Source organism: uncultured Maribacter sp. (assembly GCF_947495965.1).
Taxonomy (GTDB): Bacteria; Bacteroidota; Bacteroidia; order Flavobacteriales; family Flavobacteriaceae; genus Maribacter_B.
Genome location: NZ_CANMBB010000006.1, coordinates 1 through 15,737, shown reverse-complemented (window position 1 = coordinate 15,737; position 15,737 = coordinate 1). Strand labels below are relative to the sequence as shown.

Sequence of the window (15,737 nt, the reverse complement as noted above, 5' to 3'; positions counted from 1 at the left end):
TTATTCTATTTTTTTATATATTCTTAGTGTGTTTTCGCTTCATTTACCAAGGTAAAAAAAATGCACAATATGCTACATTATAAGGCCTGTTTTTTTAAAATAAAACGTTGGTATACATAATTAATTCTATACATTTACTTTAGTTGCAGATGCTCAATCTATTATTTTACTTTTTCTTTAATTAAGTATCTAACAAAAATTATCCCATAAAATATATAACGTTTCCACATTCGTTTGGGCTCTTTCAGCAGTCTACCAAACCATTCAAGTCCCAATTTTTGCCAAGCCCTACTAGGTCTAGAGACAGTACCTGCATAAAAATCAAAAACAGCTCCTATTGCACATATTGGACCATTTACTTTCAGAGTATCTTTATGTTTTAAACTCCATTTTTCTTGCTTTGGGGCTGTCATGCCTACAAAGAGAACATCGGGTTCAAATGCATTTACCGTAGTAATGATTTCATTATTATCTTTCTGGGTAAATTCTTTTTTAAATGGTGGAGAATAGCTTCCAACTCTTATATTTGGATATTCTTTTTTAATTCTCTGTTTTATTTTTTGCAAGGTATTATTAGATGCTCCCATATAAAAGCAAGATCCGCTTTGCTCATTTAACTGCTTCAAGAGAAAGGAATGTAAATCTTCCCCAGCTATTTTTTTTATACTTTTTCCTAATAACCATTTCGCAGCTATTACAATGCCTACTCCGTCGGGCAAAAGTGCATCGGATTCCTGTAAAGCCTTTTTAAATTGAAGGTCTTTTTCAGCAATACAATAGGAATATTGATTAATTGTATTGATGACCATCTTCTTTTTTAAGAAAATAGAATTTAAGTTGTCTGCAAAAATGGTATAGCCCATACATTTAAGCGTCGAAAATTTAGTCATATTTTATAACATTTTTGAGAATAAATAGTCTAATCGGATTCTTATTATGGAATTAAATTTTGCTAAAACTATTGCAGTATAGTCTCCTATTACTATTACCTAATTATCATTAGGTATGCCTAAAACCCCTTTATAAGACGCATGTTTTTTAAGAAAATCTAGTTCCAGAGTCTTATGCTTTTGCAAATCTTCTTCAGAATTAAAACGCGCTGCAATTTTCTTGGCAGGATTGCCTCCATAAATACTATATGTTTCTGTATTTTTTGTAACTACTGAACCTGCAGCAATAATAGTTCCTTTTTTAATAATCACACCACTCATAATAATAGCTCCATAACCAACCCAAACATCATCTTCGATGATGGTTATTTGTTTAATCCCTTTCCATTTGTAATGTTTATCTCTAATTCTGGAAGCCATTCGAATGGGAGCACCCAATTGCTGATAATGATGGTCGTATTTGCCAACAACTGCAGATTTATTCGCAAAAATTACATTATCGCCTATTACACAGTCTGTTTCAATTTGAGAATCTCTTCCCATATAAAAGTTATCACCTATTACCAGTGTTTGTCTGGCCCATAAATTCACCCTTAATCCTAGGTACATATTTTTACCAATAGTATAAGCACGCCATTTTACTTTCCGAAGGTAATAAAAGCGTAGTTTTCTAAGACAATCTTTTATCATAACTTATTTTTTAACAACAATGTTTCAATTTTTGAACGGATTCGTGCCACGATACCCATTTTATTTTGAAATTTTTTTTGATATCCTTTGTGAATTTCAGCTTTAGCTGGAAAATTAAATTTCAAGGAATGCTCCGTATCTAAAAATGGAATATATCTTTTTTCAGAACCGTTTGTATGAGTTGCAAATTCATCAAATCCATCATTATAAATTTTAGATCCTAATGGGTATAAGGTTAAACCATTTATTTTAAATTGGTGATAAAACCAGCGAATGGCCCACGAGTCTAATTTACCACTCATTTGTTTATCTAACATCGCATTTAAATCGGAACCACCTTTTGCAAATATCTTTCTTTGCTTTTTATCTTTAACAAACTCAGGATAAGTAGTCACATCCCAATCTACTTTATCCCAACGATCTCTCCAGGTTGCCCAACCCCAAGACCATCCTCTGTTTAAAAAATAACTGCTATTGGGATTAGTATCTCCATGTCGCAAATCAAATGCATAGCCAGAAATTGAGAAAACTCGATCACTGTTTTTGTATGTATTTAATGCATTATTCATGTATGCCAAAAAATTTGGAGTTGTTAGTAAATCATCTTCCAAAACTATTACACTATCTGCTAATTTCAATATGCTACTTACTCCATCAATAATAGAATTGGCTAAACCTTTATTGTCTATGGAAGCAGAAATATGCACATTCTTAAATCCATCTATCGTTTTTAAATAGGTTCTTATCTTGCTAATTTGTATTTCGTCTTTTGAATTTTTTGGCCCATCTGAAAAAATAAATAAATCAGAATCCTTTGCCAATTCATTTTTTTGAAGTGCCGTGATTGTTTTTTTTAAAACCTCTAGTCTTTTGTATGTAAATAATAGTATTGGATATGTATTAGTCATTCGATTTTATTTTTCATTTAATCAAGCACCAGAGTTTTTACTTTTTATTGTTGCCTTTAGGATTTCTAGCATGCGTTGTTCAAAAGTATCAATAGTATAATGCTTTTCATATCTTTTTTTACCTTCTTTACCCATAGTGATGCGTTCAGTAGGATGAGTCAATAAATATTCCATAGCTTCTGCAAGTGCTTTTGGTTCTTTTTGCGGTGTTAAAAAACCCGTTTTCCCCTCTACTACTATTTCTGATATAGCGCCTTCTGGGGTTGATATTACAGGAAGACCAAATTGCATTGCTTCCAGCAAAACCAGTGGAAAACATTCATTATGATAATAGGTGGGTAATACAATAACATCAGCATCTTGTAAATAAGAGATTCTCTCCGCGTTATACTTCTTACCGTGTACACATACATTTTGCATTAGACCTAATGATTTGACTTTTTTCAAAAAAAGAGTTTCATTAATATCTGTCCAAGCTCCAACAAAAACACAATTAAAATTTAAATTTTTGTCTTTTAGTATTTTACATGCTTCTAATAATTCAAAAACTCCTTTCTCTTCCATCATATTTGATAGAAATAAGAATTTACATACTTCCTTATTATGCAAGTTTAAAACTGTGTCAGGGGTCATTTTTGGAATTCCATTATTACAAATAAACACATGATTTATTGACACATACCGTTTAATATCTTGATAAAGATTGGGAGCCAACAAAATACACTTTACATTATTAAAAGCAATTTTATATAAAAAATGATTGTACCATTTTTTACTATTTTCTGCCACTCCTTTGTTATGAAAATGATAGATTATTTTACATCTGTTTAGTTTTAACAATAAAATAATTAAAAAATCTTTATAAAAACCAGCTCCCTTAGCAGTTAATGTCATGTAATAGCAATCATATTTTTTAGACCTTAAAGCAATCAAAACCTCCTTAAAAATTTTATAAATGACTTTAAATTTTGCTAAGCCTCCCTTTCCAATTTGATTTAGGTTAAACGATGAGGTCAAGTTAATATAATCAGCGTCAACCTTAGTATTTATCAATAAACTATCTTTAATAAATTTACCTACAAGTGCTGCACCATAAATTGGGGGAGGAATATGTAAAATGAACAATATTTTTGGTTTACCTTCTTGTTCATATTGCTGATGAGAAATTTTATCTTGTAACATTTTTTATTAAATCATCTATTTATAGTACAATATTGTTCACTAATGTAACTATTATAGATTGAATAGAGTTCTAATTTTATACTTCAAACGAGTAGTAAGACGATATGGCTTTATAAAATCATTAATAAACTGTTTTTCCATAATAACATCAGGTTTAAATCTAAAGTTCATGGTATTGGTTACATCTAAAGGTGTCGTAAATCTTAGATTTTGGCTTTTTCCTTTTGTATGGGTAGCTCCTTTTATAAAGCCTATATTTATTATTTTAGATTTTGTTGGGAAGACTGTGAACAATTCATTTTTAAACTGATGAAAACACCAACGAATAGCCCAAGAATCTATTTTACCTTTCATTTGTTTTTTTAACATACCTGTCAAATCAGACCCCATACGATTGAACGCTTTTTTCGCATTATCATCATGTTTAAAATGGCTATAGTCATTTACTTGCCAATCTACTTTTTTCCATTGAGATTTATAGGTGGCCCAACCCCATGAACTGGCTCTTTTGGAAAAATAGATGTCATATTCATAGTTTTTGGATTCGCTTATTGGAGGAGAATACCCTGCAATTGAAAATACTTTTGGGTCATTTTTGTAAAAGTTAAGTGCGGCATTCATATATGCTAAAAAATTTGTACTGCATAGTAGGTCATCTTCCATTACAATTACGGTTTCATGTTGTTCCAATAAATCTGAAACTCCTTCGATTATAGCATTTGCCAACCCTTTATTTACAGTTGCTAAATTTATTGTTACCTTTTTAAAACCTGTAATGGTCTTTAAATAAGCTCGAACCATATTAACTCGCTCAATATCATTTACATGTATTGGTGCATCAGAATATATCACCAACTCTGAGTACTGTGCTAGTTTATTTTTTTTTAAAGCAGCTACTGTGGCTTTTAGAGGCTCTAATTTTTTAAATGTAAAAAGTGCTATAGGAGCTAATAACATTGGTAATCAAGAATCTAATTAATTAAAAAAATCTATTCTATAATTAATGATTGTATTTTTCTACACCTAATTTCGCTAATACTGTTTTTATAGTGTTCTTAATCCATTCGTTAGTTGAAGGTGGATTTATTGGTTGAGATAACACCTCAGGCCAAAATTTGTTAATGGTATCGCGATATAATTGATATTTATTGGGCTTTGAGCGGTATTTAGGATCAATTCTAAGCATGGTATCCAAGAGTTCTCGATTATTAAAAGGAGTAAAAGTTTCATGAACAATATCCCACTCTAATTGGTTTTGAGTTTGCCAACTACCAGTACTCACTTCCCAATGAAAAAGATCTAATACTGGATAGCCTAAATTTACTTTAGAATCTTTCACTTCATTAAACCAATTGTTCATACGTTTTTCAATAAAAGGAATGCCTTTCCAACTAGGATTGTACTCGAGCATATCTGCACCTGAGTTTATTTTTGGGTGCTTCCCAGATTTATAAAAATAACAACGACCCGTTTCGGAACAACTTCCTTTTATAGCCATACTACCCTCTGGTAAATTTTGCGATATCCCATATGCAATAAATCCCCAATCGTCTAAATGAGCCATATCGCTATTTTGTTCATAAATTTTAGCGAATTCAGGATCTACAGGTATCTGACAATTCATTACCTGATGATTAAAATGCATAATTTTATTTAACTTGCTAGGAACTTTAATATCTCTAGATTTATTCGTCATATTCCTATACTTCAAGGTATAGAACAGCATATTTTTTTTTACTGTTTTACTAGCACTTAAGATAATTCGACTATCAAAGCCTGCGGTAACCCCTAGGGCTAATTTGTACTTTTTACTCCCACCAATAAGTATATTTTGTAATAAAGAACTGAATTTTTCTAACGAACTGTCATAATCATTTAAAGTATGTTCTTTTATAGGCCAATAACGGTTTTGTTGTAACGTGTTAGAATCTAAATAATGATTAGGGACCAAATGATACACATTTTCATATAGGGAGGTACCACTCGGAAACCAATTTTCTTTACTATTTTTTCCATAGTCCGATTCATAAAAACTGTAGTATCGCTTTTTTTTAGAAACTATATCCCCGACTGCTAATTTTAGCAATAATGGCTGTGATGCAACTTGAAGTTCATCTTCAAATTTTGTATAAAAAAAAGAACGCAAACCACAAGCATCGTTAAAAAATAGCATGCCATCTACTTTTTTAATAATTAATACAAACCGTCCAGACAAGCCATACAGTATATTAGCAATTGCATCTGTCGTTGCTTTTGCTACTATTTTATTTAAAATATCAATTTCACTAAGCTCATGATTTTTAGGGTCTAAAATATGACCTAATAAAACTACTTCAACAGTATCCTCTTTCACATGAAATCTCATCAAATCGGGATGGGTATACAATACATGCTTCCCAAGAGATAAATTTCCCCAAGATTCCAGAGAAGAGATAGATTTTGTTGTTAGTAAAAACTGCCTTCTAAATTTCAAATTTTCCATTTGCAATGCAATATGTATTACTTTTAGCTTAAATTCTCTACAGAATTTTTGTATCTATGGTTTTGGATAATACTTATCAGCAATATCCTTTATCTTGTCCTCCCAAATAAACTGTTTACTATAATCAAATGCATTATTCGACATTTGTTCTAATCTGACACTGTCTTTGCTAAGTGCTATAATTGCTTTCGCAAAATCCAAAACAATCTGTTCCGAGTCTTTTACTGGTATTTTTATACCTCTGGTATCATCTACAAGCAAACTAGCACCATTTAAATCTAGAGTAATAATTGGTAAGCCATAAGCCATAGCTTCAATCAACTGAACACCAACGGAATCTCTCAATGAACTAAATACAAACAAATCATGTGAAGCATAATAATTAGGGACTTCGTTGAACGGTACTTTCCCCACCCAATTTGTATTTTTTAAATCATACTTTTCTATCCCTTGCAACAAAATCTCTTTCATTTCACCGTCTCCAACTATAGTTAATTCAATATTCGGATAACTTTTTAATTCATTCATTACCTCTAATAGTAGTATTAATCCTTTTCTTGGCATAAATCTCCCTACCCATAGCAATTTTAAGTTTTCCTTATCTATTTTCCTTTTGGGTATAACTTTAGGATAAAAAGCCTTAGGTAAACCTACATCAAGAACAAGCTTTGTGTTTTTGCAACCTAAACTTTCTACTAACTCTTTAGTTGGTATATTAGATGCTAAAATAACAGATGCTTTTTTAACCATTTTAAAACATGCTGGATTGTACTTTATGAATTTATTTGTTATAAATTCTCTCTTTTCTTCACTTTTCCAAGCTCCGAGAAAAAATCGTCTTAGGGCTTCTGGCGATTTTTGACCGCCTCCAGCTGGTCCAAATATCATAGGTATAGGTAGCTTATACATGAATGATCCCTGTTGGACACTACCCCAGGTAATATGATGTACTAAATCAAATGAACTTGTCTTATGCAATTTTTTACCCACACGATACGCTCTCCATTGCCATAAAAAATAATGTAGGTACATACCTAATTTTGAAGTACTATATATTTTATCTAAACCAAAAGGTAAATCAACAAATGTAAAATTTAATTTTTCATTACCTTCAGCTTTTTGTTTAATAGCACTTTTTCCTTTACTAGTTGTTATACAGTGTATTTCATAACCTAACAATGCAAGTTGTTTAGCCCAATTATAACCATTCCCAGGTTCAGATCCTTTTGAAGGATCACAAGCATAAGCTGAAAGTAAAATTTTTTGCATAAAGGTTATTGTATATATTTTAGGAGAATTTTTAATGGGTGTTTTCTATATTTCGAATAATTTCTAATTATAGTTTAAACAATACCCAATTATCTTTATTAGAAGAGTTTTTTATCCTTTATCTCCAGTAATTTATAAGACGTTTTAATGTTCCAATAGTTATATTAATAGGTAAAAAATACCATGGGCAATGTCTAAATACATAGGTGTAATAATATTTTAAATTTGCAGCTCCCTTTATTCCAAATAGATGTTCCCTATAATTCTTCCAACTTTTTTGCTCCATTAATTGGTTTGCTCCAGAGGCTTCAGGATAAGTAGCTAATTTAGTATCTAAAGAGCAATATACTTTAAATCCTGCTTTACGAGCCCGCAACGTAAAATCATAATCTGCCATATAATGCGGAAAAGTTTCTCTATCAAATAGGCCAATTGTATCAAAAACAATTTTGGGAATTAATAAACCCCTTCCAGGAAAATAAGACACTTCATGAAGTCCAAATTGCTGATCCTTAGTTAAACTGTCTTTTAAACTTACTGCACTATCAGAAATCCATTTTACACGTTCTCCACAAAAATTAATTTCTTTTGTATTAGCATCCGTTCCTGTAGAACCAATTAGCGCCTTAGGTTCTATTTTTGATGCCTTTAATAATTGTTCCACGTAATCATGAGCTGGGATAGTATCATTATTTAGCGTGACAATATATGTAGCTCCTTGTTTTAAAGCATAAGCAATTCCTAAATTAATACCTCCTGTCCACCAAAGAGAACCATCTCCCTTTAGAACAATAATATCTGGATGGTTTTTTGTTAATTCTTCAGAAGTTTCATCAGAAGAACCATCATCAATAATTATTGTCTTAAAGTCAATATAAGATTGTTTTTCTAATTGTTGTAGACATATTTTTGTGAAATGCCATCTATTAAAAACAGGTATTACTATATAAATCATTATTATATTTATTTATGAAAGAGCTATGGTCTCCATTAAATATCTTCTATTTCTACAAGTTGTAATTTTTTAACTGCCTTATGATATCTTTTATCAAAAACACCAAAAAGCCAGTATTTAAATTCACTATCCGTCATATCTCTAAATGCTTTAGAATAACAAATACTTATAGCCAAAAAGAGGAATAAAAAAGATAAATCAAAAGAACTATAATCTTCAACCCAAGCATACATCCAACGAAAAGCTACGTATATTCCCAGACATTTTAAAGCCCAATTATTCGATTTTTTAAGAGCCAAATAAGATGCCCTCACAAAAATCAAAAAATATAACACAACACCTATTAAGCCTGTCCAATTAAAAATATTAAGAATAGATACTTCACTGGAAAATCTCTCCATTTTATTACGTTTTAAATCCTTATCAATCTCCCGTCCAAAAGTCGGGGACTCATATCCCCTTGCTGGAGTTCGTCCAAAAATTACATAATCATATTTAATAGCAGAAAGAATTTCTTCTACATATAAAAAGGTACGTGTATCTGCGGTTAAATCTTCTTTATCACCATAACTATTTTCATTTGCTGCAACAGTATAATCTCCTTTTATATAATCATTCATTTTAAAAATGTTGAATACATTAGTAATTCCCAATACTAAAAAGACTATAGGAATTAACAAAAGCAAAACTCTTACAAAAATCATAGCCCTATAAGCTATATAAGATTTAAAATAAAATAATAAGGATATTAGCAAGGGCACAACAAACTTAATTACGTTACTTCTCGCACTTAAATCGGTTAATAAAACAATCAAAGTCATAAGAAAAAGAATGCTTTTCCACTTGGTAGTTAATAAAGGAAAAAAAACAAGTAAAAGGCTAATAGGCATTAAATAGCGTCCCACTGCATCCGTATACATAACAAAAGAAAACAAAGCAAATGCTGGTAGAAAATATTTGAACCATTGTCTCAAAACTGTCTGTACAAAATAAGTATTTGTAAATACAAATGAACAAATTGGCAATAATAATATCCAAAACCTATGAATCAAAAATTTCCACTCCCAATAGTCTTCCGCAACGAAGAAACCTTGAACCAAGCAAATAATATTCCAAGCCAAATAAATTTTAACGTATAGTAAATTCTTTGAATTTACTTTATCATAAAATTTAGGGATTGTTTTTAGTAATAAATACAGAGTAGCACTATTTACGAGCCACCATAAATAAGTACCTCCTAAAGGAACTCTACTATATTGATTAATAGATTCAAGTGTTATCCCAAGCAGTAAAAGTAGAATTATTCTCTTATGCATTACACATACTTTTTTTTCTTATTAAGAGATAACAATAGTAAATATTCAAATTATAGATTTAATTTTTCGTGCTGGATTTCCTGCCCAAATTTCATTAGATGGAATATTCTTAGATACTAAAGAACATGCTCCAATGATGGAATTTTCGCCTACTGTTACACCTTTTAAAATGGTAGTATTAGCCCCAATAAACACGTTATCTTTAATATAAACTGGAGCCATTTTTTTATTCGCGAAATCATCTGCAATTGTAGTCCTTTTATTTTTATCCAAACTATGAAAATCAGTATCATAAACACAAACACCACCACCCATTTTAACATTATTACCTATGACTATATTTTCATGACAAACAATAGCTGTTTGACTAAGACTTACATTATCACCTAAAACTAATTTGGCTTTACTATCAACAAAAAACATGCAAGGTTGTACACAACCTATAGGGTTTGAGTTAATAGTATTATTAATCCTAAAATTTTTACCAATTGAAAAGAATCCGCCTCTTGCAACCATTACTTTAGGCATGCCTTTTGTTTTTATTCCCTTATGTGTTACTTTATTCAAATAAAATAGGATTAAACAAAAATAGGTATCTAAAAAATATTTTAATCTAAAATATAAATTTCGAAAAAGTTTATAACTTAAACTGAAGATATGCTGCATATTTTTTTTAATTAATGAAGGACTGACGTTTTTTTAAAAATTAGTAGCCTATATAAAAAATTGGATTAATCCAAAATCTATGAATGACACTTAATATTTTATAATTCGATTAATCATTTCGTTTGGTCCAAGAATTTTCTCCAGTCTTAAAATCTGATAAATTGAATTTACAATCGCTAGTTTTTAAAAAGTAAAGTGGTTTATTTCCAAAATATGCTGACCAAGAGGAAAAGGATGATGGTGGCCCAATAATGTAATCGCATTGAGATAAGCCATAAATGTCCATTGCTGCAGAACTATTATTTAATTTAAAAACGTCATTCTCTTCAAAATTACTTGGATTTAAACTTTCATTGCTACATAAAAGAAACCCAACTTTTAAAGAAGGAAAAAAAGTTTTTAAATGCAACATAACATTATTATACTCCTTATCTGAGTAAAAATATTGACCTCCTTGCCATGTGGCATAATCGCCACGACGTAAATGTACTCCAATAATAATATCGAACTTTTCTCTTTTAGTTTGAAAAAATGTTTCAACATTCTTAGTAATTTCATCTTTAGGTTTTAAAATCTGACAGATTTCTTTTTTGTAGTTATCTCTGTTTAAAAAAGTAAAACCTTCCATTTCAGCCCAAATAAAATCTACAAAAGGAATAAGTTTAAAAAAAAATATTAAGAAAGTACGTGTAATTCTATTGTGAACAAGAGAATTTATGACATTAATATAATTTTTATAACCAAAAAGTTGTACTAAAAACTTTGAATAAAGTTTGTATTTTATAACATCTGAATCTAATAAGTTAGGATAATCTTTAATAGATATATCTGGTGCTAAAGCCCAAACTTTATTTTTATTCTCTATAGCTTCGGCTATAAAATGAGAATAAATCCAAAATTGATTGCAAGTTTGACCCTGCGCTTGTATAATCTTCATTAGTATTATTTTGTATTTACACCTTTAAATTTGTGTTAATATAGTTAACCATTTAAACAAGTAGCTTAAGTAAATTTTTATTAAGGATATTTACAATAAGTTTACTGCAAGTCCTTAATTAAAATATATTTTTAACTTTTTTTAATGTGTTATCTAACAAAGGGATAATTAATTGTCTTTCTCCTTTGTTAAATCCAATATACCAAACAGAAAAAAGATAAGTAATACCGGAAATTATTATTACTGTTATTAATCTAGGTAATCCTTCTGACAAAAGGAGTGTTGGCAAATATGATAACCCTATAACAACCAAAAAAGTAAAGAAGGAACGTAAAAAAGTTTGTTTAAAAAAAGAAATCATTGATAAGCTACAATATTTTCGAGCATAAAATAGAATTATTATAGCATGAGAAATTACATATACCATCAAAACTACATATAGATAATAGGGCGAGAAATTATAACTAAATAAAAAAGCACAAATTGGTAAAGGTAATATTGCTAATATTGAAATAGCTATTTGGTATTCTTTAATATGCCCTACAGCTCTTATTGCCGTATCAATTGGCACAAATAATTGCTCGATTAACTTATTAAACAATATTAAGCGAGAAAATAGGATTGCATACGGGGGTACATTTATTAACCAAAATTTAAAAATATATGGCATTTCTATGATAACTGGCACTGTAAATATTATAAGTAAAAAGAAAGAAAATTTACTACCAAACAATGTCATTTTTAACATATTAGACCTTCCTCCTGCCCCTTCACTTTTAGTAATAGCAGGGCTTAAAGCTTTAAGCATTGTAGTAGCAAATGCTCCCATCTGTCCACTAATTTGATTAGCAATACCGTGAGAAGCATTAATCTTTGGGCCAAAAAACATATTTAATACTACGCCTTGGCCATATTGAGAAAACATAGTTGTGGAAGAACCTAGAAAAGACCAACCAGCAAAACTACTCATTTCTTTAAAAAGAGCTCGATCATAATGTTTTTTAATATTTATAGACACCTCTTTATATGATTTATGACAATATACTCTTCGTATTAGTAACAAAATCACCTCCATTAATGCCATTAAAAAACCATAAACTACTAATGCATCAAAATTGGTGCTTGTAATATATATAGCTATTCCTAATTTCAATAAAGACTCCAATACACCTAAAACAGCTACAAAAAACATATTTTCATGCGCATTAATAACTGCATCATAAGGAACTGATATAATTTTAAAGAAGGTACTAATTACCATACATTGAAAAATGAGCTTTGCGGCATATAATCTATTATCAGGAATCTCCAAAATTCCGTTAAATAAAAAATAAGAGGCAATCTCCAGTATAAGCACCACTATAAATGCTATAACCCAATGTAGTAAAACACTGACGTTAAAAATTCCTATTTGGGCTTTAAAATCTCCTTTTCCTTCTGCAAAAGACATAAAGCGTTGAGTCGCAGAAGTCATAGCTGCATTTAAAAAAGTTAGCATAGCAATAGCTCCAGCCACAACATTAAAAATCCCAAAATCAGTAGCGCCTAAAGCTGCCAATACTAATCGAGTAGAGTAAAGAGATATAAAGACCGTAATGGCCATACGTGCGTATAGGAATCCAGTGTTTTTTGCTACACGTTTTGCTTGTTCCAATGTCTATTATTTAGTATTAAGTTCATATACTTTGTGATTAACTTCAGGTATAGTATATTATAAATATAATCTTTAAGCAAGATTAATTATTGATTAAATTTTTAAAAATCTTTATTTTCAATAAGCATCTTTTTTCAAAAATAGCATAAGAGTTAAACTAACATTTTAATATATCTTAAAATAATTGTTACTGAATTTTATTTAAATACTACGAAACTATATTTACCATATTTTCTATAGTATCAAGGATGGTAAATTAATAAGGGTAATAAATTTTATAAAAGCCTTAATTACATTAATTTTTATATATCTGTAAGGCAATAGATTCACCTTTATCATTAGCAATTAAAATTGTATATATACCGCTAGACAATTCATCCACAAAGATTTCAACATCCCTACCATTCTCAAAAATTATATTTTGTTTTTTAACTAATACTCCACTTGCGGAATATATATAAACAAAGCTGCTTTGTGAAAGCATTTCTTCTGTATGCAAGTAAAAAATATCTTCTACTGGATTTGGATATAGTGATATAGGTAGTTTTTTACTGATTTTTGCTCTCAGGGAAGTTGTATTATTTGTTGTTCCACTAGATGGGCAAAGTTTTACAAAATCCAATAAATTGGAAGAATCTATATCTCCATCACCCGCACCAGAAGGGGTAATTGTAAATTGAATCTCAGAAACCCCCGCAGGTACTTGGTATTGTCCAGCGTGCGAAACCCATTGAGTATTTGGAGAAGATACAACTGCTATAACTTCTTGGTTTCCTATAGGCCCTGCTGAAATAGTAATTTCATCATCGCCTGGACGACCTCGATGTGATAGCTCCCAATCGAGCAACTGGCCAGGTGTTACGGTAATAATTTGATGGTGATGATTAGCGTCCATTTCTATGAAAACACTACCATCCGGAGCTGTAATTCCTAAAAATCCGCTTTGACCTAACTCAAGAGTACCTCCTTGCGAAAAACCACCTTGTTGTAGAGCTATACCACCTGTGGTAAACCAACCTGGAAAATCACTATCTGTATGTGCATCTATAAACTTGACACTATTATAGGTACTTCCCAAATCCTCAATTAAATCAAATGTTGTAGCATATGCAGGATTACTAGTTTCTTCAAAGCTTCCATTAACCAATAGGCTATATTCTCCTGAGGTACATTTACAATCATCTAAAAACACTTTTACTGACTCTGCTTCATCATTCATACCCAAGGTAACAAGATTGTTTGTATTAGATTTTAATATTAACGGTATGCCTCCAAAGTTTAAATCTGGATACAACTCTACAACATAACCATCTGCTACTTGTACTGAACCTATATCGTTCAATTGAATACCTTCTAGTGAAATATCTCCGTATTCTCCAATACCAAGATTCCACGAAGTACCTCCGTATGAAATATCTTGAAAAAGGGTAGTTAAAGCTGGTTCTACAAACTCATATATTTTTACCGAGGAAGTAATGTCATTAAAACTACTATTACTTAAGAACCCAGTATCTGAATCTAGAATAAGCACTTCTCCCTCGAAATTCTTTTCTGAATATAGTTCTACTACATATCCTGGTTCTATTTGTAAAGAAGAAGCGTCATTATCTGATATCCCTTCTAAGGTAATATCTGCAAAATCCCCAATACCAAGTTCCCATGAAATTCCGCTATAAGAACTATGTTGAAAAAGTGTTGCCACTGTCGGTATGGGAGTTTCAATAAACTCATATATTTTGATAGAAGATACCTTGTCGTTAAAATCAGATGTGCCTAAAAAAGATATATTCTCTTCTAATGCTAATACTTCTCCTTCAAAGTCTTTTTCCGAATATAATTCCACTACATATCCTGGTTCTATTTGTAAAGAAGAAGCGTCATTATCTAACATTCCTTCTAGGGTAATGTCTGCATAATCCCCAATACCAAACTCCCATGAGGTACCTTCATAAGAACCATTCCGGAAAAATGTTACTACCGTTGCAGCTGTAATCTCATACACTTTTGTGGAAGATACCTTGTCATTAAAATCAGAAAAACCTAAAAAAGAAGAATTTTCTTTTAACACAACCATTTCTCCTTCAAAGTCTTTTTCTGAATATAATTCCACTACATATCCTGGTTCTATTTGTAAAGAAGAAGCGTCATTATCTAACATTCCTTCCAGAGTAATGTCTGCATAATCCCCAATACCAAATTCCCATGAGGTACCTTCATAAGAACCATTTTGGAAAAATGTTGCTACTGTTGGAACAATAATCTCATATATTTTTACAGAAGATACCTTGTCATTAAAATCAGAAAAACCTAAAAAGGAAGAGTTTTCTTTTAACTCAACCATTTCTCCTTCAAAGTCTTTTTCTGAATATAGTTCCACTACATATCCTGGTTCTATTTGTAAAGAAGAAGCATCATTATCTAACATTCCTTCCAGAGTAATGTCTATATAATTCCCAATACCAAACTCCCATGAGATACCTTCATAAGAACCATCCCGGAAAAATGTTACCACTGTTGGTAAAGAAGGTTCAATAAACTCATATATTTTGATAGAAGATACCTTGTCGTTAAAATCAGATGTGCCTAAAAAAGATATATTCTCTTCTAATGCTAATACTTCTCCTTCAAAGTCTTTTTCTGAATATAGTTCCACTACATATCCTGGTTCTATTTGTAAAGAAGAAGCGTCATTATCTAACATTCCTTCTAGGGTAATGTCTGCATAATCCCCAATACCAAATTCCCATGAGGTACCTTCATAAGAACCATTTTGGAAAAATGTTGCTAC

Annotated in this window: 13 protein-coding genes; all 13 read right to left on the bottom strand. The window is 30.7% G+C overall.

The genetic code is table 11. The features are described from left to right. Positions 1 to 161: 161 nt before the first annotated feature. On the bottom strand, positions 162 to 890 hold the full coding sequence (locus Q0820_RS12240; protein ID WP_298487931.1) for a WecB/TagA/CpsF family glycosyltransferase: 729 nt from the start codon (positions 888 to 890) through the stop codon (positions 162 to 164). A 99-nt stretch (positions 891 to 989) separates the two neighbouring features. Then, entirely contained in the window at positions 990 to 1,499 is a 510-nt protein-coding gene (locus tag Q0820_RS12235; protein ID WP_298487930.1) for an acyltransferase, read from the bottom strand. Between the two features lie 77 nt (positions 1,500 to 1,576). Further along, a complete protein-coding gene (locus Q0820_RS12230; RefSeq protein ID WP_298487929.1) occupies positions 1,577 to 2,488 on the bottom strand; it encodes a sugar transferase in 912 nt (303 codons plus the stop codon). A 21-nt stretch (positions 2,489 to 2,509) separates the two neighbouring features. Further along, positions 2,510 to 3,670, bottom strand: a complete 1,161-nt coding sequence (locus Q0820_RS12225; RefSeq protein ID WP_298487928.1) for a glycosyltransferase family 4 protein — start codon at positions 3,668 to 3,670, stop codon at positions 2,510 to 2,512. A gap of 51 nt (positions 3,671 to 3,721) precedes the next feature. Further along, complete coding sequence (locus Q0820_RS12220) at positions 3,722 to 4,627, bottom strand: sugar phosphate nucleotidyltransferase (RefSeq protein WP_298487927.1); 906 nt, start codon at positions 4,625 to 4,627, stop codon at positions 3,722 to 3,724. Positions 4,628 to 4,670: 43 nt separating this feature from the next. Beyond that, positions 4,671 to 6,152 carry a hypothetical protein gene (locus Q0820_RS12215; RefSeq protein WP_298487926.1) on the bottom strand — a complete coding sequence of 494 codons (1,482 nt, stop codon included), beginning with the start codon at positions 6,150 to 6,152 and terminating at the stop codon, positions 4,671 to 4,673. Positions 6,153 to 6,206: 54 nt separating this feature from the next. Next, positions 6,207 to 7,421 (bottom strand): glycosyltransferase family 4 protein, encoded by a 1,215-nt coding sequence (locus Q0820_RS12210; protein ID WP_298487925.1) that lies wholly within the window; start codon positions 7,419 to 7,421, stop codon positions 6,207 to 6,209. Between the two features lie 118 nt (positions 7,422 to 7,539). After that, positions 7,540 to 8,376 (bottom strand): glycosyltransferase family 2 protein, encoded by an 837-nt coding sequence (locus tag Q0820_RS12205; RefSeq protein ID WP_298487924.1) that lies wholly within the window; start codon positions 8,374 to 8,376, stop codon positions 7,540 to 7,542. Between the two features lie 35 nt (positions 8,377 to 8,411). After that, the gene (locus tag Q0820_RS12200) at positions 8,412 to 8,996 is read right to left on the bottom strand and encodes a hypothetical protein (RefSeq protein ID WP_298487923.1); all 585 of its coding nucleotides are present in this window, start codon (positions 8,994 to 8,996) and stop codon (positions 8,412 to 8,414) included. A 741-nt stretch (positions 8,997 to 9,737) separates the two neighbouring features. After that, on the bottom strand, positions 9,738 to 10,259 hold the full coding sequence (locus Q0820_RS12195) for an acyltransferase (protein WP_298487922.1): 522 nt from the start codon (positions 10,257 to 10,259) through the stop codon (positions 9,738 to 9,740). Positions 10,260 to 10,467: 208 nt separating this feature from the next. Next, a complete protein-coding gene (locus Q0820_RS12190) occupies positions 10,468 to 11,295 on the bottom strand; it encodes an alpha-1,2-fucosyltransferase (RefSeq protein ID WP_298487921.1) in 828 nt (275 codons plus the stop codon). Between the two features lie 118 nt (positions 11,296 to 11,413). Beyond that, entirely contained in the window at positions 11,414 to 12,949 is a 1,536-nt protein-coding gene (locus Q0820_RS12185; RefSeq protein ID WP_298487920.1) for a hypothetical protein, read from the bottom strand. A gap of 295 nt (positions 12,950 to 13,244) precedes the next feature. After that, positions 13,245 to 15,737: T9SS type A sorting domain-containing protein (locus tag Q0820_RS12180; RefSeq protein ID WP_298487919.1), on the bottom strand; the 2,493-nt coding region annotated here is incomplete at its 5' end.

Excerpts from the sequence above, each read along its gene's own strand:
- Q0820_RS12240 (WP_298487931.1), bottom strand. The coding sequence starts at position 890 with ATGACTAAATTTTCGACGCTTAAATGTATGGGCTATACCATTTTTGCA.
- Q0820_RS12235 (WP_298487930.1), bottom strand. The coding sequence starts at position 1,499 with ATGTACCTAGGATTAAGGGTGAATTTATGGGCCAGACAAACACTGGTA.
- Q0820_RS12230 (WP_298487929.1), bottom strand. The coding sequence starts at position 2,488 with ATGACTAATACATATCCAATACTATTATTTACATACAAAAGACTAGAG.
- Q0820_RS12225 (WP_298487928.1), bottom strand. The coding sequence starts at position 3,670 with ATGTTACAAGATAAAATTTCTCATCAGCAATATGAACAAGAAGGTAAA.
- Q0820_RS12220 (WP_298487927.1), bottom strand. The coding sequence starts at position 4,627 with ATGTTATTAGCTCCTATAGCACTTTTTACATTTAAAAAATTAGAGCCT.
- Q0820_RS12215 (WP_298487926.1), bottom strand. The coding sequence starts at position 6,152 with ATGGAAAATTTGAAATTTAGAAGGCAGTTTTTACTAACAACAAAATCT.
- Q0820_RS12210 (WP_298487925.1), bottom strand. The coding sequence starts at position 7,421 with ATGCAAAAAATTTTACTTTCAGCTTATGCTTGTGATCCTTCAAAAGGA.
- Q0820_RS12205 (WP_298487924.1), bottom strand. The coding sequence starts at position 8,376 with ATGATTTATATAGTAATACCTGTTTTTAATAGATGGCATTTCACAAAA.
- Q0820_RS12200 (WP_298487923.1), bottom strand. The coding sequence starts at position 8,996 with ATGAATGATTATATAAAAGGAGATTATACTGTTGCAGCAAATGAAAAT.
- Q0820_RS12190 (WP_298487921.1), bottom strand. The coding sequence starts at position 11,295 with ATGAAGATTATACAAGCGCAGGGTCAAACTTGCAATCAATTTTGGATT.